Below are 20,191 nucleotides of genomic sequence, written 5' to 3' on the forward strand. Positions count from 1 at the left end.
GCGCAGTGGTTCACCGCCCACCTCGCACCGGTGTCGGACCGCGCACGCTGAGCCCGACGTCCCGAGGCCGACCCGACGGAGGGCGCCGGCGGCGGGAGAACAGCACCAGCAGGAACCCGCCGACGTACAACGCGAGGACGCCCCAGGCCAAGCGCCCGTCCGGGGCGAAACCGCCGATGGCCAGCCGGGCGAGCGCGGGCAGGACCACGGCCAGACCGCAGACGAGCGGAACGGCCGACCTGCGCCCGCCGTCTCCCGGGTCGGCGGCAAGGCGGCGCAGCGGTCGCTGCGCCCGTTGCACGGCCAGGGTCAGTGGGGCGAGCAGAAGGGCCAGGACGGCGAGCCAGAGCGGGCGCAGTGCCCACCACTGCCAGGAGCCGACGGCGGGCTGGGGCACGAGCCCGGGCGGGTAGAGCGTGATCGTGACGATCACCACCGGGACGGGGTGCCACAGGTAGACCGTCATCACCGACCGGTTGAGGCGGGCGAGCCGGTTCTGCCGCTTCGCCGTGGCGAGCAGACGCCGCCCCGAGGGCTCCGCCGCCAGGAGGAGGCCGCACTGGGTCGCGGCGAAGGCGAGCAGGGCGATGGACGGCGGCGTGGTGTTGCCGGCGCGGCCGCCGGTACCGACCATGTCCATCGGGAACGGGCCCCAGGCCAGCAGGCCCGCAAGGAGAGCCGCACCGGCCGCGACCATAACGAACGGGCGCCGGCCGCCGGTGAGTTGACCGTCGTGCCAGGCGAATCCCCACTGGTGCACGGAGCCCCACACCAGCAGGTAGTTGGCGAAGCCGACCGCTGGCAGACGCGGGCCGAGTACCGCGAGATCCACGGCCGCGGCGGCGATCGCCATCGCGAACGGCAGCCGGAGACCCCACCGGTGATGCGCGGCGAGGAGCACGGGAGTGAGGGCGATCAGCAGCAGGTAGACCGGCAGGAACCACAGGTGCAGGGCGATGTACCAACCGGTCCGCGCCAGTTCACTCGTACCTGCGCCGCTCGCCCGGGCCGTGGTGACCCCGAGGAAGGCCGCGGCCAGATACACCGTGGTGGGCCAGAGCAGCCGGAGGGCGCGTCGGCGCAACCAGCTCACCCAGTCCCCGCCGTGGCCGCGGTGCTCGGTCCACGAGGCCGCGTTGGCGAAGCCTCCGACCAGGAAGACGACCGGCATCACCTGGAACAGCAGTGTCAGCCAGCGCCCCCAGCCGACGTACTGCAACGCGTCCTGGCCCGAGAGCCGCCCGTCGCGGTAGCTGGGGTTCGTCAGCAGCCAGTGGCCGAGGACGACCGTGCCGATCGCCCCCACGCGTAGCAGGTCCGCGTAGCGGTTGCGTTCCACGGTTCGGCTCTCCCGGCTGGAATGTTCGGGGTCCTCCGCGCGAGGTCAGGTCCTAGGCACCGACGTAGAGACGCGGGAGATCGACCAGGATCAGCTCGCCGTGGGCTTCGGCGGACCGCAGGCGCGCGCTGAATCCGGCCGCTCCGTACAGGGCGGGCCGGGTGCGGCTCACGTCCTCGCCCAGCTCGGCGAGTGCGGCCACGATCCGCTGGACTTCGTGGAGGTGGGGCAGATCCAGTGTCTCGGTCCAGCGCGCCAGCCCGACCGACAGCAGCGCCTGCCGGCGGCCGTGGGCCGCTCCGGCCGCTCCGCGGACCACCACGTCGGCCACTGACGGCCCGAGGCCACGTGCCACGGGCACGGTGCCGGGCGAGACCGCCGCCGGGACCGCGCCGAAGGTGTCGGGGGCCGCGAAGCCGAACGCCCACTCCCGGCACACCTGGGCGAAGTGCCGTTCCAGCGTGGAGGAGTGGAAGGCCGCGCGGGCGGAGCGCCACACCTCGGCGGCCTCCCGCCGTTCGAGGGCGTCGTGGTGGGGCCGGATGACGGTGTGATCGAAGGCGAGCAACGGTTCGGCGATGCGGTGGTGCGTGACGCCGGGACGGAAGGCGTCCGGCAGGCCCGCCACGAGACCGCTCTCGCTCAACCTGGTCAGGACCCGCAGGACGTCGGTGGCGGGACGGGCCAGCCGGTCGGCGATGGCCCCGGTGGTCGAGCAGCCGTCGGCGACGGCGGTCACGGTGGAGTGACACAGGGCTCGGTCCCAGCCGTCGGGCTCCCGCTCGATCAGGTGACCCGCCCGCCAGAACAAGGGCAGCCGGGGGTTGAGGACGGTCCGGCACACCCAGGAGTCGAACTCGTCCCGGTGGACGGGCCTGTCCTCGCCCGCCGCGTCGTACCGGAAGACCGGGCTCGAACCGACGACGGCATGGACCAGCAGGGCGAGACCGGGGTCGTCCAGGCCCCACAGCAGCGCGCCCTGCCGATGGTCGAGCCGCCTGACCTCGAGCTGGAAGTCGATCGCCGTCGAGGCGCTCCCGAGCAGCCGGCGCATCACCGACATGGCACTGCCGCACAGCAGCAGCCTCGCCCGGTTCGACCGGTTCCCACTGCGGAGCCGGTGACAGGCGGCGACGACGGCCGCCGGTAGCGCGGGGCTCTGCCGCACCAGTTCCGGGAACCCGTCGAGCACGATCGGAACGGGACGGTCCGCGCCGAGGGCCAGCAGAGCGTCCAGGGCCTCCCCCCAGCCCTGCCGGCGAACGGGTGGGCCTTCTCCGGCGTGGTGGGCCAGCTCCTCGGAGAGCCGGCGCAGGGACTCCGCCTCCACCGCCTCCGGCCCACCGAAGTAGAAGCCGCCGGTCGCCCGGACGATCTCCTGGAGCAGGTGGGTCTTGCCCTGACCGCGCGGCCCGGTCACCATGCCGACGGCAGGGCCCGGACGCGCGTCGCCCGCGAACGCGACGAGTGCTTCCCATGCGTCCGCGCGGTCGAAGAGCGTCTTCGGCCGGATGACTGTGGCAGTGGCGGTTCGCACAGCTGCACCGTCCATTCGCTCGACGGCCCCAGCCCCAGTACACGTCCGAACGGGCCGGTCCGCCTCCCGAACGGCGGGGCTCGTCGGGCAGTGGCCGAGCCCCTCCCGGCCCTCGGCGCTCGACCGCGGGATCCAGCGCTGCCGCAGGATTCACGGATGCGTGACTCCGCCCGCACGGTGCAGAGGCCGGGCGCGGGCGACGAGGAGTGCGACGTCGTCGTTGCCGCTCAGGTGGTACAGGGCGCCGAGGAGGAGGTCGCAGGTCTCCTCCGGGGAGCGGCGGGGTCGGCCGAGGAGGTCGGTGAGGGCTGCGAGGCGGGTGTCGATGTCGTGGTCGCGGGTCTCCACGAGCCCGTCGGTGTAGAGGACCAGTTCGTCACCGATCGCGAAGTCGAGCGGGGTCTCGTGGAAGGCCACGCCGCCGACGCCCAGGGGCGCTCCGGCGGGCAGGTCGAGCAGGACCGGCACAGCGCCGGGGCGGGTGTGGACCGGGGGCAGATGGCCGGCCGTGGCGATGAGGCAGCGGTGGCGGCGGGGGTCGTAAACGGCGTAGACACAGGTGGCGATGGACTCGCCGAGGCTGGCGGCGATCCCGTCGAGGTGGGTCAGCACAGCGGCCGGATCCAGGTCGAGGACGGCCAGGGTTCGTGCCGCGGTGCGGAGTTGGCCCATGGTGGCGGCCGCGTTGATTCCGCTGCCCATGACGTCACCGACCACCAGCGCGGTCCGGTCGGCGGTCAGCGGGATGACATCGAACCAGTCGCCGCCGACCTCGCCGACGCTGGAGGCCGGCTGATAGCGGGAGGCGACCTCCAGCCCGGGCGGCTGCGGGGTCGGACCGGGCAGGAGGTGACGCTGGAGGGCGAGCGCGGCGTGGCGCTGACGCTGGTACCAGCGGGCGTTGTCGATGGCGACGGCCGCGCGGGCGGCGAGCTCGCCGGCCAGTACCAGGTCGTCGTGATCGAACGGCTGATCGTTGCGGGCACGCTTGAGGTCGAGCGCGCCGAGGACCTGGCCGCGGGCGCGCAACGGTACGGCGAGGTAGGAGTGGATCGCGGCCTGCCTGAGCAGTTCGACAGCCTGTTCGTCGCGGGCGATGCGTGGCAGGTCGAGGTCGGTGACGTGGGCCAACAGGATCGGGCGGCCGGTGCGGGCGCAGCGGGTGACCAGGCGGGTGGCGTCGTAGCGGGTGATCCGGCCGACCTGGTCGGCGGCCTCGGTGGCGGGGGTGGGGTAGGCCGCCTTGACCGCGAGGGCCCGGAACACGGCCGGGCTGCCCTTGGTGTCCTGGGGCGGGGTGTCGGTGAGGACGGCTTCGAGAACGTCGACGGCGGCGATGTCGGCGAATTCGGGGACCAGCACATCGGCGAGTTCGCGGGCGGTGGTGTCGAGGTCGAGGGTGGTGCCGATGCGTTCGGAGGCGTCGGCGATCACGGTGAGGCGGCGGCGGGCCGCCCCCGCGGCGGTGGCGGCCCGGTGCTGCTCGGTCACGTCGACGACCGAGATGGCGACGCCGATCACGCGATGGGCGGGGTCCTCCAGACGGTAGAAGGACGCCGACCACGCGTGCTCGGTCTCGGGGTCGGCGTGGGTGCGTCCGGTGGTGAACTGGTTCAGCAGCGGGGTTCCGGTGGCCAGTACCTCTCGCATCGCCGTCTCGATCGCCTCGGTGTCCAGGGACGGCAGGGCCTCCGGGACGGTGCGGCCCAGGCACTCGGCGGCGGACAGTCCGTTGAGGCGCTCCAGCTCCGGGTTGACCAGGACGTAGCGCAGGTCGGTGTCCATCACCGCCAGTCCGATCGGGGACTGCTCCACCAGGCGCAGCGACAGGGCGAGGTCCCGTTCGAGGCGCCGAAGCGTGGCCTGGTCCAAGGCCAGGCCGAGCGCGTAGTACTGGCCGCTCTCGTCCTCCAGGCGCATGTTGCGGAACTCGGCCAGCAGCGTGGACCCGTTCTTGTGCCGCACCGGGAAGACCCCGGCCCAGGCCCCGCCCCCGGACATCACCTTCGTGAACAGCGACACCACCAGCTCCAGGTGCTGCTCGTCGACCAGCACCTGGGCGGCAGGGCGGCCGAGGGCCTCGCTCGCGCGGTAGCCGAACAGGTCCTCGGCCTGCGGGCTCCACAGCACGATCCGCCCCTGCGCGTTCAGCACCACCGCGGCGACGCCCAGGACGTCAAGCAGTCCGCCCGGCTCCATCGCGGGATCCCGGCCCGACGAGACCGCTCCCGACGGCACCGCGTGCCCGGCCTCCATCCGGCCACCTCCTCCCGCCGACGCACGCCCACCCGCGGACGACGGCGTCGGTTCACTCCATCGTCCCGCCCCGGCCCGATGCCGCCAGCCGAGCGGCCCCGCGCCCAGCGGACCGTCGATCATCCGGATCGCGTGCGGCGGATGCCACGCCGTCGCCCCTCCTGGCGATCCCGGCAACGGCGGCGACGGCGTCGGCAGGAGAGCTCCGATTCAGCCTCGCGAAGGACCTTGGCCTGGCAGATGGGGTCGAAGGGCCCCAGACGCAGCCGGTCGGGCAAACCTACGCTTGCGTAACCTACGCAAGCGTAGGTTCTGTCACTCCGTTCGGAAGCTGGAGCACGTGAGCACCATCGCCGCCCGCCCCCCGTTGACCGATGCCCGTTTGCTGCACGACCTGGAGGAGGTGGTCGAACGGGAGCTCAACCGCCACCTGCGGGTCTTCAAGGAGTGGATGCCGCACGAGTACGTGCCCTGGAGCCGGGGGCGGGACTTCGACGGGCCGCTCGGCGGAGACCCCTGGTCGGCCGAGCAGTCCCCGCTCACCGACGTGGGCCGCGTGGCGCTGGTGGTGAACCTGCTGACCGAGGACAACCTGCCCAGTTACCACCACGAGATCGCCACGCTGTTCGGCCGCGACGGCGCCTGGGGCACCTGGGTGCACCAGTGGACCGCCGAGGAGGCCCGGCACTCCATGGCGCTGCGCGACTACCTGGTCGCCTCGCGCGCGGTGGACCCGGTGGCGCTGGAGCGCGCGCGCATGACCCACATGAGCGGCGGCTTCGTCTCCGACAACCGGCACTCCCCGCTCCACACGGTCGCCTACGTCGCGTTCCAGGAACTGGCCACCCGCGTCTCGCACCGCAACACCGGCCACGAGTCCGGGGATCCCGTCTGCGACCGGATGCTGGCCCAGGTCGCCAACGACGAGAACCTGCACATGATCTTCTACCGCAACCTGCTCAAGGCCGCCTTCGAACTCGCGCCCGACCAGGCCATGCAGGCGGTCAACGAGGTCGTGACCGACTTCCGCATGCCCGGCCACGGCATGCCCGGCTTCGAACGCGCCGCCGTGCAGATCGCCCTCGGCGGTGTCTACAACCTGCGCGTCCACCACGACGACGTCCTCCAACCGGTCCTGCGCCACCTCAAGATCATGGACATCGGCGGGCTCGGCCCCGACGGGCTCAAGGCCCAGCAGGAACTGGGCGCACACCTCGCCGGCCTGGCCGCCCAGGCCGGCAGGTTCGACGAGCGCCGGGCCGCGATCCTCGCCCGCCGCGCCAAGGCCAACGGCTGAGCATCACCTCGGTGCGGCACCCGACGGGACATCGCCGGGTGCCGCACCTGAGTTCGCAGGCCCGGGTGTCAGCCATCACCGGGTGGCTCGCGCCCGGCGTCGCGGCGTTCCGTGCCGGCCGCCCGGGCGCGGGTTCGGGCGACGTGGGTCGCGATCGAGACCGCCAACTGCTGGGGGCGGCGCACGTGGACCAGGACCAGGGGCTCCGGCTGGTCGCGGACCATCAGGGCCACCGCCGCGTGATGGACCGTCACCTGGCCGCGACCGGCGCCGATCCGCCGATCCTCGACGCGGCCGGCGACATGGGCGACGTCGAGGATGTCGGCCCAGCCGAACACGACCGACCCCGGCACGTCCGCGTACCGCAGCCGCAGACCCTCCGGGCGCACCTCGACGGCCCGCAGGCCCGAGCCCGGCGGGAGTCGGCCGACGGCCAGCTGGCCGCCGATCGCCAGCGCATCCACGACCAGGCCCTGCCACCAGATGCCCTTCGCCATCAGCGCCCAGAAGAGCACCACCAGGGCGACGAGGGTCCACTTCCACACCACCATCGGTACGTAGCGGTGGACCCGGTGCACGCTGACATCCCCGTCGCTCGGCCCCGCTCCTGCCATCGATGCCCCCAACCCAAACGTTTGGCCCAATCGTTTGGGTTGGATGATAGGCACGGCCCGGCCGTGGCACCATAGGGCAGGAGCAGGCGGGATCAGAGAAGTGACGGACCGACGGGGCGGCCGCTGGAGGCCCGCTCCACCAGCTCGGGCGCGAGCCGCCGGGACCGGGCCGGCTCACCGGCGATCCGGCGCAGCAGTTCCCGCACCGCGACCCGGCCCTGCTCCGCCATCGGCGACCGGACCGTGGTGAGCGCGACCGGCAGCTCCGCGGCGACCGGGGTGTCGTTGAACCCCGCCAGCGCGAGGTCCCGCCCCGGGCCCAGGCCCAGGTCCCGGGCCGCGCCCAGGACGCCGATGGCGGCCAGGTCGTTGACGGCGAACAGGGCGGTGGGGCGGCGGGCGGCGGTCAGCAGAGCCGTCGCCGCCCCACGGCCGCCCGCGGTGTCGAAGGCGCAGTGCCGCACCAGCTCGGTCGGCACCGGCAGACCCGCCTCGGCGTACCGGTCGACGAATCCGGCGGTGCGGTCGGTGCCGGTGCTGGCGAAGGGCTCGCCCGCGACGCAGCCGACCCTGGTGTGCCCCAGCCCCAGGAAGTGCTCGGCCACCAGGCGCCCGCCCTCGTAGTCGTCGCAGGTGACGGCCGGGCGGTCGCCCTCCGTACGGCGGTTGACCAGGACGTGGGGCGTGCGCTGGAGCGCCGGGTCCGCCAGGGCGGCGCCGTCCAGGTGCGCGTCGCCGATGATGATGCCGTCCACCCGCCGGCCGAGGACCATCGCGATCCGCTCGCGCTGGCGGGCCGGATCGTCCTGGGTGTTGGTGACGAAGGCGGCGAGCCCGTGCCGGGCGGCCTCCTCCTCGATGCCCTCGTAGATGGTCGCGACCACGATCTCGGACAGCCGGGCGAACACGACCCCGATCAGGTTGCTGCGCCGGGTGCGCAGGCTCACGGCGGCGGGGTTCCGGCGGTAGCCCAACTCCGCCGCGAGTTCCCGGACCCGACGCGCCGTCGGCCCGGACGCGGCACGCCGTCCGTCACCGTCGCTCCCGTTCAGGACCCGGGAGACGGTGGAGACGTCCAGCCCCAACTGGTCGGCGATCGCCCTCAGCGTCACCGGGCGGCTCTCGATACCCACGACCGACTCCTTCCTCCACGACCGCCCATTGTGCGCCACCGCGCCCGTCCGGTCGTTCAGGGCTGCGGTACGACGGCGACCGCGCACTCGGCGTGGTGCAGGACGGCGTGGGCCACCGGCCCGAGCCGTCCGACGGGTGCGGGCCCGCGTCGGCCCAGCACCAGGGACCGGGCCTTCGCGGACGCCTCGACGAGCAGCTGCCCGGCGCTGCCGGGTTCGCTGTCCTGGATCAGCGGCACGTCCGGGTGCGCGGCCCGCCAGGGGGCGAGCGCGGCGGCCAGCAGTTCGCCCTCGGTGCGCCGCTGGCGCCCTGCCCGGCTCGGTTCGGCGGGCGGCCAGGCGTGCAGCGCGCGCAGCGGCAGGCCGTGCCGACGGGCCAGGTCGAAGGCGAAGTCGAGGGCGGCCTCGGCCGGACGGCGGGCGTCCACGCCGACCAGGACGTGGTCCCGCGGTGCCGGGTCCTCCACCACCGGCGACACGATGACCGGGCAGCCGGCCCGGGCCGCGACGTGGAGGGCGGTCGCGCCCACGCGCAGCCCGGGGAAGCCGCCGTCCCCGCGCGCGGCCAGGACCAGCAGTTCGCTCTCCTCCCCCGCCGCCACCAGCGCCGCCGTGGCGAGGTCGTGCGCCTCCTGCGTCCGTACGGGCAGTTCCGGATGACGGACGGCCAGGGTGTGCCGCACCTCCGTCAGCGCGCTCCGCCCGCCGCACCGCGGGCGGGTGTCCCGGCCGGCCAGTAGGTGCGGCATGAGCGGCAGCGCGTGCAGGACGCGCAGGTCGCACCCTCTCAGCAGCGCCTCCTGCGCGGCGAGGTCGGCCGCCCGCAGGCTCGCGGAGGAGCCGTCGACCCCGACCGTGACGGGGAGTTCCATGACCACCATCTCCTTCAGGCCCGGCGAACCGGCTCGGTGTGTGCGCACCGTCCATCGTCCGGTCGGCGGCCGGCCGGCGACAGGACCGGGCGGGCCCGTCGGGCCGGGACCAGCGGCCCCTGAACGGGGGCCGCCCGTCCCGGCCGGGGGCTCCCTCTCACTCCTCCGCGGGGGTGATGAGCCCGTAGTGGCCGTCGTAGCGGTGGTACAGGACGTTGCCCCGCCCGGTCGCCGTGTCGGTGAAGAAGACGAACGGGCCACCGGCGAGGCCGAGGCGGTCGGCCGCTTCGGCGACCGTGAGCTCCGGCACGGCCCCGGTGCACACCGCGAGTCCAGGTACGGGCTCGGCCAGCACGCCGACCGAGGTGATCCGGTGGGCTCCGGTGGCCTCGTCGCGGTGGACCACGCTGTCGCGGCCGGTCGCGTCGTCGGTGAACAGGTGGAAGGCGTAGTCCATGGTCTCCAGGTCGAGCACCGCCGCCAAGGGGCTCTGCCGGCGCAGGCCGTAGGACTTGCGCCGCACGATCCGCCGCTCCTGCGGCGGTCGGTCGGCGTGCTGCGGACGGTGGTCGTCCCGGACTCGCTCGACCCACGCGCCGTGCGGGGCGTGGTGGCGCTGCCGGGCCTTGGCGAGCCGGGCCAGGAGGCGGTCCTGGAGCAGGTCGACGGCCTCCTGCATGGTCGCGGCGGCCACGTGGGCGCGCACCGGGCGGCCGCCGAGGTCCACCACGGCCTGGGCGGCGGACGGACGGGCGACCGAGTGGTGGGATTCCTGGGTCAGCTTCACGCGGGCCGCGAGCACGGGTTCGTGGATCCGGCCGAGCACGGCCGCCAGCTTGGCCCGCGCGTAGTCGGGCGCGGCGAGGCTCACCGCGCCGCGCGTCGTCACCTCGACGTCGACGGCGGGGGCGGGGGCGGGGGCGGTCTGCAGCGGGTTCATGGGGGTGGTCCTTTCAGGAGGTCCGGCCGGGCGTCGCGGCGGCGGGTACGACCGCCGCCACGGTGGTGCCGGTGGTGCCGAGGAGGATGCCGAGGGCGTTGTCGAGCGGGCCGATCGCCGCGAGGCCGCCGGTCCGTTCGACGAAGGAGGCCGCGGCCTCGGCCTTGGGCCGCATCGAGCCCTCGGGCAGGTCCAGCGCGCGCAGCCGCGCCGGGGTGGCGGTGAGCAGCGGGCGGGGGCGGGAGGTGCCGAAGGCGGTGAACACGTGGGTGACGTCGGTGAGAATCAACAGCGCGTCCGCGTCGAGCTGTTCGGCCAGCAGCGCGGCCGTGCGGTCCTTGTCGACGACCGCCTCGACGCCGGTCACCAGGCCGGTGACGGGGTCGCGGACGACCGGCACCCCGCCGCCGCCCGCGCAGATCACCACCGTCCGGCCGCCCAGGAGTTGGCGGACGACCGGTGCTTCGAGCACCGCCCTCGGCTCGGGCGAGGGGACGACGCGGCGGCGCACCGGCCCGTCCTGTGCGGTGGACCAGCCGAGTTCGCGGGAGAGCCGGACGGCCTGGCGGTCGGTGAGCGGCTGCCCGATGAACTTGGAGGGGTGGGTGAACGCCGGGTCGTGCGGGTCGACTTCGGTGTGGGTGACGACTGCGGCCACCGCCCTGCTCGGCAGGCGGGCGATGAGTTCCCGGGCGAGCAGGGTGCCGATCATGCCCTGGGTCTGGGCGCCGAGAACGTCCAGCGGGTAGGGCACGGTGAGGGCCGGGTCGGTCTCGCTCTCGACGGCGAGCAGGCCGATCTGCGGGCCGTTGCCGTGGGTGACGACCACCTCGTGCCCGGCCTCGACGAGTTCGGCCAGCGACCTGGCGGCCTCGCGGACGTGGTGCAACTGGACGTCGGCGTCGGGGTGTTCGCCCCTGCGGAGCAGGGCGTTCCCGCCGAGTGCGGCGACGATGCGCATGATCAGTCCCTTCCGAGGGTGGCGACCAGGATCGCCTTGATGGTGTGCATCCGGTTCTCCGCCTGCTCGAAGACCAGGCTCGCGGGCGACCGGAAGACCTCGTCGGTGACTTCGAGGCCGTCGAGCCCGTGTTCCTCGGCGAGTTCCGCGCCCAGGTCGGTGCGGCGGTCGTGCAGGGCGGGCAGGCAGTGCAGGAAGGCGGTGTCCGGATTCCCGGTGGCCGCGAGGGTCTTGGCGTTCACCTGGTAGGGCAGGAGCAGTTCGACCCGCTCCCGCCACTTCGCCGGCTCCTCCCCCATCGAGACCCATACGTCGGTGTAGAGGTAGTCGGCGCCGCGCACGGCCTCCGCGACGTCCTCGACGAGGGTGATCCGGGCGCCGCTGTCCAGCGCGAGCCGTCGGCTCGCGGCGACCACCCGCGGCTCCGGCCACAGCGCGCGCGGTGCGGCGATCCGCACGTCCATGCCCAGCAGACTCCCCATGGTGAGCAGGGAGTTGGCGGTGTTGTTGCGGGCGTCGCCCACGTAGCAGAAGGAGATGTCGGTGAGCGGACGGCGGCTGTGCTCACGCATGGTGAAGACGTCGCACAGGCTCTGGGTGGGGTGGCAGGCGTCGGTCAGGCCGTTGTACACGGGCACGCCGGCGTGGTCGGCGAGTTCGGTGACGGCGTCCTGCTCGAAGCCCCGGTACTCGATGGCGTCGTACATCCGGCCGAGGACGCGGGCGGTGTCGGCGATGCTCTCCTTGTGGCCGATGTGCGAGCCGTCCGGGCCGAGGTAGGTGGTCATGGCGCCCTGGTCGGCGGCGGCGACCTCGAAGGCGCAGCGGGTCCGGGTGGAGTTCTTCTCGAAGATCAGGGCGATCCTGCGGCCGGTCAGCCGGGGCGTCTCGGTGCCCGCCCGTCGGGCGGCCTTCAGCTCGGCGGCGAGGTCGAGGAGGTGGTGGATCTCGGCGGCGGTGAAGTGCGGTTCGCTGAGGTAGTGCCGGCCGCGCAGGTCGATGCTCATGGCTGTTGCTCCTCGGGTGGGTTGCTTCGCGGACGGGGTCAGCGGACGGCGTCGCGCTGGATCGGGCAGCTCATGCAGCGCGGTCCGCCCCGGCCGCGGCCGAGCTCGGAACCAGCGACGGTGACGATCTCGACGCCCTGCTTGCGCAGGTAGGTGTTGGTGGTGGTGTTGCGCTCGTAGCCGACGACGACGCCGGGCTCCAGGGCGAGGAAGTTGCTGCCGTCGTCCCACTGCTCGCGTTCGGCGGCGCGGACGTCCTGGTCGGCGGAGAGGAACCGGACCCGCTCCAGGCCGAGGCCCTCGGCGAGGGAGCGGGCGAGGTCGGTGTCGGGGCGGGCGTCGAAGCCGGTGGGCCGGTCGGGGGCGGGCACCAGGGTCCACGACCGCAGCGGCTCGGCCAGGCCGGGGTAGCGGGCGAAGGTGTCCCGGTCGATCATCGTCAGGACGGTGTCGAGGTGCATGAAGGCCCGGCTCGCGGGCAGGCGCACGGCGATCACCCGCCGCGCGGCGCCGTACTGGAACAGCTTCTGGGTGAGCTGTTCGACGGCCTGCGGCGTGGTCCGCTCGCCCATGCCGACCATGACCACGCCCTCGCCGACCACGTGGACGTCGCCGCCCTCGATGGTGGTGCCCGTCTCGGGGGCGGTGCCGTCGAGCATCGGAGGGGCGGTCTCGGCGAACAGCGGGTGGAAGCGGTAGATCGCGGCGGTGTGCAGGGTCTCCCGGCGCCGGGCCGGGTGGGCCATCGGGTTGAGGCTGTACCGGGCCCCGATCCAGCAGGAGTTGTCGCGCGGGAAGAGGTGGTTGGGCAGCGGCGGGAGGGCGAAGTCCTGCTCGCCGAGGGTGTGCCAGCGCAGGCTGTGCGGGTTGCGCAGCGGCAGGTCGTCCTTGAGCACGCCGCCGATCAGGTACTCGGCCAGCGTCCGGCCGTCGAGTTCCCCGCACAGCTCCCGGACCGGGTCGACCAGGGCCGGGCCCACGGTGGCCGGGGTGACCACCTGTCCCAGCAACCAGGCCCGGGCCGGCGGCAGTTCGAGGGTCTCGCCGAGCAGGTCGGCGTAGTGGTGGACGCGGACGCCGTGGTCGCGCAGCGCCTGGGCGAAGGCGTCGTGCTCCTCGCGGGCGCGCTTGGCCCACAGGATGTCGTCGAACAGCAGCTCGTCGACGTTGCGCGGGGTCAGCCGGGACAGCTCCAGGCCGGGGCGGTGCAGGATCACCTGGTGCAGGCGGCCGGTCTCGGAATCGACTCGCAGGGCGGACATGGGCGGTACTCCTTCGTACTCGGTGCGGGTGGCGCGTTCCCGCCGGTGGCGCGCACTCAGTGCAGGTGGCGCGGGGAGAGCGTGCGGCGCAGGGCGGCGGCCAGGCCGGTCGGTCGGGGGGCGGCGGCCCGGTCCGTACCGCTCGGGGCGGCGTGCGGCCGCTTGAGCCAGATGTAGCCGGGGATGCCGAGCAGGACGGTGAACAGGCCGTAGTAGACGGTCTGGTAGCCGCTGCCCTGGATGGACCAGTACGAGAAGGCCAGGGCGAGGAGCGCGACGGTGACGTCCCGGGCGAACCTGCGCCGGTCGAGTTCGGCGCGGCCCTGGCGGACCAGCCAGTACAGCTGGGCGGCGGCCGACACCAGGTACGGGATGACGGCGGTGAGCACGCTGAGCAGCACGATCTCGGTGAAGACCTGGGTGAACCGGGTGTAGCTGACGACGGTGAGCACCGAGGCGAGGACCGTCGCGGAGACGATGCCGAAGACGGGCACCTCGCGCCGGGTCCTGGTGAAGGCGGCCGGGAAGAGCCCGTCCCGGGCCGCCGCCATCGGCATCTCGGCGCAGATCAGCGTCCAGCCGTTGAGGGCGCCGAGCCCGGAGATGATCGCCGCGGCCGCGACCAGGTTCCCGGCCCAGGTGCCGCCGGCGATGTTGTTCACGGCGTCGGTGAACGGCGCGGTCGAGCCGACGAGCCGGTCGTGCGGGACGGTCCCGAACACCGCGAGGGTGCCCAGCAGGTAGATGCCGGCGCAGGCGAGCGTGCCGTAGAGCGTCGCGCGCGGCACGTTGCGCCGCGGATCCCGGACCCGGCCGGCCGCCACCGAGGCGGTCTCCAGCCCGATGTAGCTGAACAGGGCGATCGCCCCGGCCGCCGAGACCGCCCCGAGCGCCGAGGTGCCCGAGGAGTTGAAGGCGCCGAAGTTGCCGGAGCTGATGAACAGCAGACCGGCCGTCGCCATGAACGCCAGCGGCAGGAACTTCAGGACGGTGGTGACCACCTGGAAGGCCCCGATGCTGCGCACGCCGGCGAGGTTGACGGCGGCGGGCACCCACAGACCGGCCAGCGCGATCGCCACGGACCCCCAGGTGTGGTGGCCCTTGTTCACGAACACCTCGACGTAGCCGACCCAGGCCACCGCGATGGCCGCGTTGCCCGCCCAGGCGGTGATCCAGTACGACCAGGCGGTCAGGAAGCCCGTGAACTCGCCGAACGCCTCGCGGGCGTAGACGTACGGGCCGCCGCTGCCGGGGGTCCGCTCGGCCAGGCGCCCGAACGTGGCCGCGAGCGCCAGCGCGCCGACGGTCACCAGCGCGAACGCCACCAGTGCGACCGGTCCGTAGGGTGCCAGGGCGGACGGCAGGGCGAACACCCCGGTGCCGATGATGCTGCCGACGACGAGCGCCGTCGCGGCCGGCAGTCCGAAGGATCCGCTCTGCCGCGGCGGCCGGTCGGCCGGCGCTCTTCTGTGCTCGGCTGTGGACATGAGGGGGCTCCTTCGTGACGGGCCAAAGGACTGGAGCGACTGCGGTTTCCGCGTTCGCTGAGGTTGATCCTCGAAGGGCGGGGCCTCGCGCAGCAGGGGTCAACGGTCCCTCCCGTGGTTGCCGCACGTCCCGGTGTGGACGTCCCGAGAGTCCCGGCAGGGCGCGCCGGACGACGGTGTACTCCCGGTGCTCGACGTGTGCGCCCCGCGCTCACCACCGTGTCTCGCGCCCGCTCGGGACCAGTGGCCCCGCCCCGGGTCCCGTCGGGCCCTGGGCCGCCGTCACATCCGGCCGCGAGAGTGGCGTCCGGCCACCCACCGGGCGGCGACCGTCCCCGGGACCCGGTCCCCCACGAAGGAGTTGACGGACATGCCCAGCACTTCCGGACTCGTACGGCCCGTCAAGCGCGCACGGTCGCTGCGCCACCATCTGCGCAGCGCCTGCGGCTCCGCGCGCAACCCGCTGAGCCGCCCGCTGGACCGGGCCCGGAGCCGCGCACTGCTCCTGGCCGCGCTCGCCCTGGTGGTGGCCGCCCTCGCGGGCACCGGCGTCGCGCTCACCGACCTCGCGGCCGGGCAGCGCGGGGCCGCGCTGGCGGCGGCGCACCACCACCGGCCGGACGCCGTCCTGCTGGCGCCCGCGTACCAGGTGGCCGGTCTGCCCGACGGCATCACCCGGGCCCGGTACCAGGCCTTCGCCGAGTGGACCGCACCCTCCGGGCAGCGCGTCAGCGCCACGGTGGACGTCGACCGGCCGACATCCGCCGGCAGCGTCACCCGGATCTGGGTGGACGACGACGGCCGCCCCTCCGCCGCCCCGCCCGGTGCGGTCGACGTCACCGCCCACGCCGTGCTCCTCGGGCTGTTCGTCCTCGCCGCCCTCGCCGCCCCGACCGGCACGCTCCTCGGCATCCGTCTGCGTGCCCTCGACCGCCGGGCCGACCGGCTCTGGCAGCACTCCTGGACCCGGCTCGAACCGCTCTGGACCGGCCGCACCGCCCACTGACGTCCACCAGGGCTTCCCGGCGCCGGCCGGGCGCACCGCCACCCTCGAGACCGGCCGGCTTCCCCACCCCGCGGCGCCCCACGACCGTCCTCCTCGAACGGCCCGGAGTCCTGGCACCCGCTCGGTGACCGGTCGGCCACCGTCCGGAACAGTGGGGTCGTTCGGCCCTGGCGGAAGCCCGGCCCGGCGCCACAGACTGGCCGTCGGCCCCGTCCGCCCCGCTCCCGCAGCGGGTCCAGGATTTCGGAGAAGTCAATGGCGGAAACCGCTCCGGCCCCGACACCCACGCCCGTCCGCGTGTTCCTGCTCGACGACCACGAGGTGGTCCGCCGGGGTGTGCGCGAACTCATCGACACCGAGCCGGACCTGACGGTGATCGGCGAGGCCGCCACCGCCGAGCAGGCGCTGGCACGGGTGCCCGCGCTGCGTCCCGACGTCGCCGTGCTCGACATGCGCCTGGGCGACGGGGACGGCGTCACCGTCTGCCGCGAACTGCGCACGCGCATGCCGCGCTTGGCCTGCCTGATGCTCACCTCCTTCGACGACGAGGACGCCCTCCTCGACTCGATCATGGCGGGCGCCGCCGGCTACGCGTTGAAGCAGATCAGCGGGACCGACCTGGTCACCGCGATCCGCACCGTCGCCGCCGGCCAGTCCATGCTCGATCCCGGCGTCACCGGCCGCGTGATGGCCCGACTGCGCCGCGACCACGCTCCGCTGGAGCCCGGCCTGCCGGAACTCACCGAGCGGGAACGGGAGATCCTGGCCCTGGTCGGCGAGGGGCTGACGAACCGGCAGATCGGCGAGCGGCTGTACCTCGCCGAGAAGACGGTGAAGAACCACATCTCCCGGCTGCTCGCCAAACTCGGCGTCGAGCGGCGCGTCCAGGCCGCCCTGATCGCCAACCGGACCCTCACGGCCGCGTAGCGCCGGGCCCTCGGCCCCCCGGTCCCGGTCCGCTCGGCGGTCGGGCAGGGACCGAACGGCCCTCCCCCGTTCCGCGTGCGACGCGAACAATCGAAGGCATGGAACCCGACCGCATCCCCACCGCGCACGCGGCCCTGGACGAGCAGCACTGCTTCCGCCTGCTGGCTGGCAGCTCGGTCGGCCGCGTGGTCTACACGGTCGGCGCCCTACCGGCCGTCCTGCCCGTCCCCTACCGGATCGGCGGGGACGGCAGCGTGCTGCTGCGCGTCGCGGCCCGCTCCGAGCTGGTCCGCGCGGTCTCCGGGGCGCTGGTGGCGTTCGAGGCGGGCGAGATCGACGGAACGGACGGAACCGGCTGGAGCGTGACCGTGCTGGGACGGGCCGACGTCTCGGAGGTCTCCGACGAGGAGGCCCCGTCCCACGAGGAGGCCCCGGCCGACGACAAAACCCCGTCCGGCGAAAGGACCCCGTCCGGCCGGGAGGTTCGCGTCACGGAGGTGCCGTCCGCCCCGGCGGTCCGACTGTCGCGCCAGGTCTCGATCCGGATCCGGCCCGAACTGGTCACCGGCCGCCTGCTGCCGGACACCCGGCCCTGACCGCCGGAACACTACGGCCGACCGGTCAGACCGGCAGCGGGACCGACCAGACCACCCGGGTGCCACCCTCCGCCGGGCGGACCAGCTCGAACGACCCGCCCAGCGTCTCCGCCCGCTCCGCCAGATTCCGCAGCCCGCTGCGCCGCCCCTGCTCGGGAACGCCGACCCCGTCGTCCTGCACGGACACCACCACCCGACCCGCCGCCGCCTGGAGCGCGACCTCGACCCGGCCCGCCCCCGCGTGCCGGGCCGTGTTACTCAGTGCCTCGGCCAGGACGGCGAGGACGTGCTCGGCCACCTCCGACGGGACATCCGTGTCCAACAGGCCCTCCATGCTCAGCCGCGGCGCGAACCCGAGCACCGCCTGCGCCTGCTCCACCGTACGGACGGCCCTGGCCCGCAGGCCGTGGCCGGTGGCATCCTCCCTGGCCCGGAGGCCGAAGATGGTCGACCTGATGATCTTGATGGTCTCGTCCAGGTCCCCCACCGCACGCAGCACCCGGTCCGAGGCGGTGGCGTGATCGATGAACCGGGCGGCGCTCTGCAGCGTCATCCCCGTGGCGAACAGCCGCTGGATGGCCAGGTCGTGCAGGTCGCGGGCGATCCGGTCGCGGTCCTCCAGCATCGCCAGCTGCTCGGCGTCCCGGCGGCGTTCCGCCAGCTCCAGGGCCAGCGCGGCCTGGTCGGCGAAGCCCAGCAGCGGGCCGATCTCCCACTCCGTGAACTCGGGCCGGCCCGCCTCCCTGGCCAGCATCAGCACGCCGTCGATCTGCCCCTCGGCCCGGCCCAGCGGCACCGCGACCGCCGGTCCGAGCCCGGCGAAGCGGCTCGGCCCGGCGGAGAGCCGGGGATCGCCGGCCAGGTCCACCGTGGTCACCGGCACCCCCGAGGCGCAGGCCGCACCCGACAGCGACCCCTCCAACGGCACCACCAGGCCCGACCGGCCGGCCGCGTCGCCGCCGAGCGCCAGTTCCACCCGGACCGTTCCCGTCCCCGGCACCGGAACGGAGACGTCCGCCAGGTCCGCGCCGGTGATCTCCCGCGCCCGCTGGGCGATCAGCTCCAGCACCTCGGAGCGGGATCCGCCGGACAGCAGGGCACGGGTGATCTCCGCACTCGCGCTCAGCCAGTGCTGCTGGCGCTGGGCCTCCTCGTACAGCCGGGCGTTGTCGACCGCCACCCCGGCCGCCACGGCCAGCGTGGAGATCACCGCCTCGTCGTCGGCGTCGAACTCCTCCCCGCCCTGCTTGTCGGTCAGGTAGAGGTTGCCGAACACCTCCTCCCGCACGCGCACCGGCACCCCGAGAAAGGTCCGCATCACGGGGTGGTGCGCCGGGCAGCCCACCGACGAGGCGTGCTCGGAGAGGTCAGCCAGCCGCAGCGGCGCCGGGTGGCGGATCAGCTCGCCGAGCAGGCCCCGGCCGGTCGGGTAGGGGCCGATCCGTTCGATGTCCTCGTCCGACAGGCCGACCGTGTGGAACTGCGAGAGGGTCTCCCCATCCGGCCCGATCACCCCGAGCGCCGCGTAGCGGGCGTCCACCAGGACGGCCGCGGCCTCCACGATCCTGCGCAGCACCTGCGTCAGATCCAGCTCCCGGCCGACCGACAGCACCGCCTCCAGCAGGCTGTGCACCCGGTCCCGGGTGCCCCGGGCCGCGTCGATCCGGGCCTGGAGCTCCTCCAGCAGCTCGTCCAGCCGCAATTGCGGCATCCGTGACCGAACCGTCTCGCTGCTCACGGGCACCCTCCTGATCGCCGTGGTCGCCGCCGATTCTCGCAGATGGCGCCGACCGGCGGGTGGCCAGCACACCACTTCCGCCCCCTCCCCACGGCCCCTGGTCCCGGGACCTTCGGTTCGCGACCGGGGCTGGTCGGCCCCTGTGCCCGGGCACCGACCCGGCGGGAGTCTGGTCGCCGGACGGGACCGCGGCCGCCGGTGCCGCGGCCGTCCGCTGACCAGGGAGGTCACTGACATGCCGCACGACGTGGTGGTGGGGATCGACGGCTCGACGCAGAGCGCGGCGGCGGCCGGATGGGCCGCCCGGGAGGCCCGGCGGAACGGGCTCGCGCTGCGGATGGTCCACGTCGCCGGGGGCGAGGTCGACGCCCTGGAGTGCGACCTCGGCGGCGGGAGCGCACTGCCGCGGCCGGTGGCCGCGATCCGGGACCGGATCACGGCCGCGCTGCCGGAGCTGGCGGTCTCCTGCGAGATCGTCCCCGGGAACCCGGCCTACGCACTGGCCGCCACGTCCCGGCGGTCCTCGGTGCTGGTCCTCGGGTCGCGTGGCCTCGGCGGCTTCACCGGGCTGCTGGTCGGCTCGGTCGGGCTGCGCGCCGCCGCCCGGACCGACTGCCCGGTGGTGCTGGTCCCCGCAGGAGCGGGCGGCCCCGCCGAGTCGGGCGGACCCGCCGGGCCGGACGTGACGGACGAACCGGCCGCAGCGCCCGGCGAGGTCGTCGTCGGCGTGCAGGGCGACCGGCCCTGCGACGCCGTACTCGCCTTCGCCTTCCAGCACGCGGCCGCCACGGGCGCCCGTCTGCGGGTGATGGAGAGCCGCGACACCTACCACGGCCCGTACACCACCGAGGCGCCAGTGGGCGTGCGGGAGATCGGGGAGTCGCTGGCGGCCTCCGAACAGGTGCGGCTCCAGGACGCGCTGGCGCGTTGGCGGGACAAGTTCCCCGGGGTCCGCACCGAGGCGCAGGTGTGCGCCTGGAGCCCGGGCCGGATGCTCGTGGAGGCCTCCCGCACCGCCTCGCTGGTCGTGCTCGGGCGGCGCGCGCCCGCGCACCCGATGGCCGGGCCCCGGCTGGGGGCGGTGGCCCAGTCGGTGCTGCACCACACCCACTGCCCGGTCGCCGTCGTACCGCACCGGTGAACCACCGATCGCACCCGGGTCCCTGACACGGGACCAACCGCGCAGCGGACCCGGGACCTTCGGCCGCGAGCGGGTCCC

General features: G+C 74.2%; 17 protein-coding genes. 5 read left to right on the forward strand and 12 right to left on the reverse strand.

What is annotated here, in order from left to right:
- Positions 1 to 10: 10 nt before the first annotated feature.
- From ACH4E7_RS27670 to ACH4E7_RS27680, 3 genes are all read right to left on the reverse strand, one after another.
- A complete protein-coding gene (locus ACH4E7_RS27670; RefSeq protein ID WP_396251763.1) occupies positions 11 to 1,339 on the reverse strand; it encodes an acyltransferase in 1,329 nt (442 codons plus the stop codon).
- A 52-nt stretch (positions 1,340 to 1,391) separates the two neighbouring features.
- A complete protein-coding gene (locus tag ACH4E7_RS27675) occupies positions 1,392 to 2,876 on the reverse strand; it encodes an ArsR family transcriptional regulator (RefSeq protein WP_396251764.1) in 1,485 nt (494 codons plus the stop codon).
- A gap of 150 nt (positions 2,877 to 3,026) precedes the next feature.
- Entirely contained in the window at positions 3,027 to 5,132 is a 2,106-nt protein-coding gene (locus ACH4E7_RS27680; RefSeq protein ID WP_396251765.1) for a SpoIIE family protein phosphatase, read from the reverse strand.
- Positions 5,133 to 5,472: 340 nt separating this feature from the next.
- On the opposite strand from ACH4E7_RS27680, the gene ACH4E7_RS27685 reads away from it, so the two are divergent.
- Entirely contained in the window at positions 5,473 to 6,429 is a 957-nt protein-coding gene (locus ACH4E7_RS27685; RefSeq protein WP_396251766.1) for an acyl-ACP desaturase, read from the forward strand.
- Positions 6,430 to 6,497: 68 nt separating this feature from the next.
- Here the strand turns inward: ACH4E7_RS27685 and ACH4E7_RS27690 are convergent, their stop codons facing one another.
- The 8 genes from ACH4E7_RS27690 to ACH4E7_RS27725 form a co-directional block, all read right to left on the reverse strand.
- A complete protein-coding gene (locus tag ACH4E7_RS27690) occupies positions 6,498 to 7,007 on the reverse strand; it encodes a hypothetical protein (protein ID WP_396251767.1) in 510 nt (169 codons plus the stop codon).
- 128 nt (positions 7,008 to 7,135) lie between these two features.
- Positions 7,136 to 8,176 carry a LacI family DNA-binding transcriptional regulator gene (locus ACH4E7_RS27695; protein ID WP_396251768.1) on the reverse strand — a complete coding sequence of 347 codons (1,041 nt, stop codon included), beginning with the start codon at positions 8,174 to 8,176 and terminating at the stop codon, positions 7,136 to 7,138.
- Between the two features lie 56 nt (positions 8,177 to 8,232).
- Positions 8,233 to 9,048: a universal stress protein gene (locus tag ACH4E7_RS27700; RefSeq protein WP_396251769.1), complete on the reverse strand. Its 816-nt coding sequence runs from the start codon at positions 9,046 to 9,048 to the stop codon at positions 8,233 to 8,235.
- A gap of 157 nt (positions 9,049 to 9,205) precedes the next feature.
- Positions 9,206 to 9,988 (reverse strand): HPF/RaiA family ribosome-associated protein, encoded by a 783-nt coding sequence (locus ACH4E7_RS27705; RefSeq protein WP_396251770.1) that lies wholly within the window; start codon positions 9,986 to 9,988, stop codon positions 9,206 to 9,208.
- 13 nt (positions 9,989 to 10,001) lie between these two features.
- The gene (locus ACH4E7_RS27710; RefSeq protein WP_396251771.1) at positions 10,002 to 10,949 is read right to left on the reverse strand and encodes a carbamate kinase; all 948 of its coding nucleotides are present in this window, start codon (positions 10,947 to 10,949) and stop codon (positions 10,002 to 10,004) included.
- 2 nt (positions 10,950 to 10,951) lie between these two features.
- Positions 10,952 to 11,956 carry an ornithine carbamoyltransferase gene (gene argF / locus ACH4E7_RS27715; RefSeq protein ID WP_396251772.1) on the reverse strand — a complete coding sequence of 335 codons (1,005 nt, stop codon included), beginning with the start codon at positions 11,954 to 11,956 and terminating at the stop codon, positions 10,952 to 10,954.
- A 38-nt stretch (positions 11,957 to 11,994) separates the two neighbouring features.
- Positions 11,995 to 13,218, reverse strand: coding sequence for an arginine deiminase (locus tag ACH4E7_RS27720; RefSeq protein WP_396251773.1), 1,224 nt, complete (start codon positions 13,216 to 13,218; stop codon positions 11,995 to 11,997).
- Positions 13,219 to 13,274: 56 nt separating this feature from the next.
- On the reverse strand, positions 13,275 to 14,705 hold the full coding sequence (locus ACH4E7_RS27725; protein WP_396251774.1) for an amino acid permease: 1,431 nt from the start codon (positions 14,703 to 14,705) through the stop codon (positions 13,275 to 13,277).
- A gap of 370 nt (positions 14,706 to 15,075) precedes the next feature.
- Here ACH4E7_RS27725 and ACH4E7_RS27730 point away from each other — a divergent pair, with 370 nt between their 5' ends.
- The 3 genes from ACH4E7_RS27730 (at position 15,076) to ACH4E7_RS27740 (ending at position 17,234) form a co-directional block, all read left to right on the forward strand.
- Positions 15,076 to 15,711: a hypothetical protein gene (locus tag ACH4E7_RS27730; RefSeq protein ID WP_396251775.1), complete on the forward strand. Its 636-nt coding sequence runs from the start codon at positions 15,076 to 15,078 to the stop codon at positions 15,709 to 15,711.
- Between the two features lie 255 nt (positions 15,712 to 15,966).
- On the forward strand, positions 15,967 to 16,638 hold the full coding sequence (locus tag ACH4E7_RS27735; protein ID WP_396251776.1) for a response regulator: 672 nt from the start codon (positions 15,967 to 15,969) through the stop codon (positions 16,636 to 16,638).
- A 98-nt stretch (positions 16,639 to 16,736) separates the two neighbouring features.
- Positions 16,737 to 17,234, forward strand: a complete 498-nt coding sequence (locus tag ACH4E7_RS27740) for a pyridoxamine 5'-phosphate oxidase family protein (protein WP_396251777.1) — start codon at positions 16,737 to 16,739, stop codon at positions 17,232 to 17,234.
- Positions 17,235 to 17,259: 25 nt separating this feature from the next.
- Here the strand turns inward: ACH4E7_RS27740 and ACH4E7_RS27745 are convergent, their stop codons facing one another.
- Positions 17,260 to 18,945 carry a GAF domain-containing protein gene (locus ACH4E7_RS27745; RefSeq protein ID WP_396251836.1) on the reverse strand — a complete coding sequence of 562 codons (1,686 nt, stop codon included), beginning with the start codon at positions 18,943 to 18,945 and terminating at the stop codon, positions 17,260 to 17,262.
- A gap of 262 nt (positions 18,946 to 19,207) precedes the next feature.
- On the opposite strand from ACH4E7_RS27745, the gene ACH4E7_RS27750 reads away from it, so the two are divergent.
- The gene (locus ACH4E7_RS27750) at positions 19,208 to 20,113 is read left to right on the forward strand and encodes a universal stress protein (protein ID WP_396251778.1); all 906 of its coding nucleotides are present in this window, start codon (positions 19,208 to 19,210) and stop codon (positions 20,111 to 20,113) included.
- The last annotated feature ends 78 nt before the right edge of the window (positions 20,114 to 20,191 follow it).

This window comes from Kitasatospora sp. NPDC018058, from assembly GCF_044327205.1.
Classification (GTDB): domain Bacteria; phylum Actinomycetota; class Actinomycetes; order Streptomycetales; family Streptomycetaceae; genus Kitasatospora.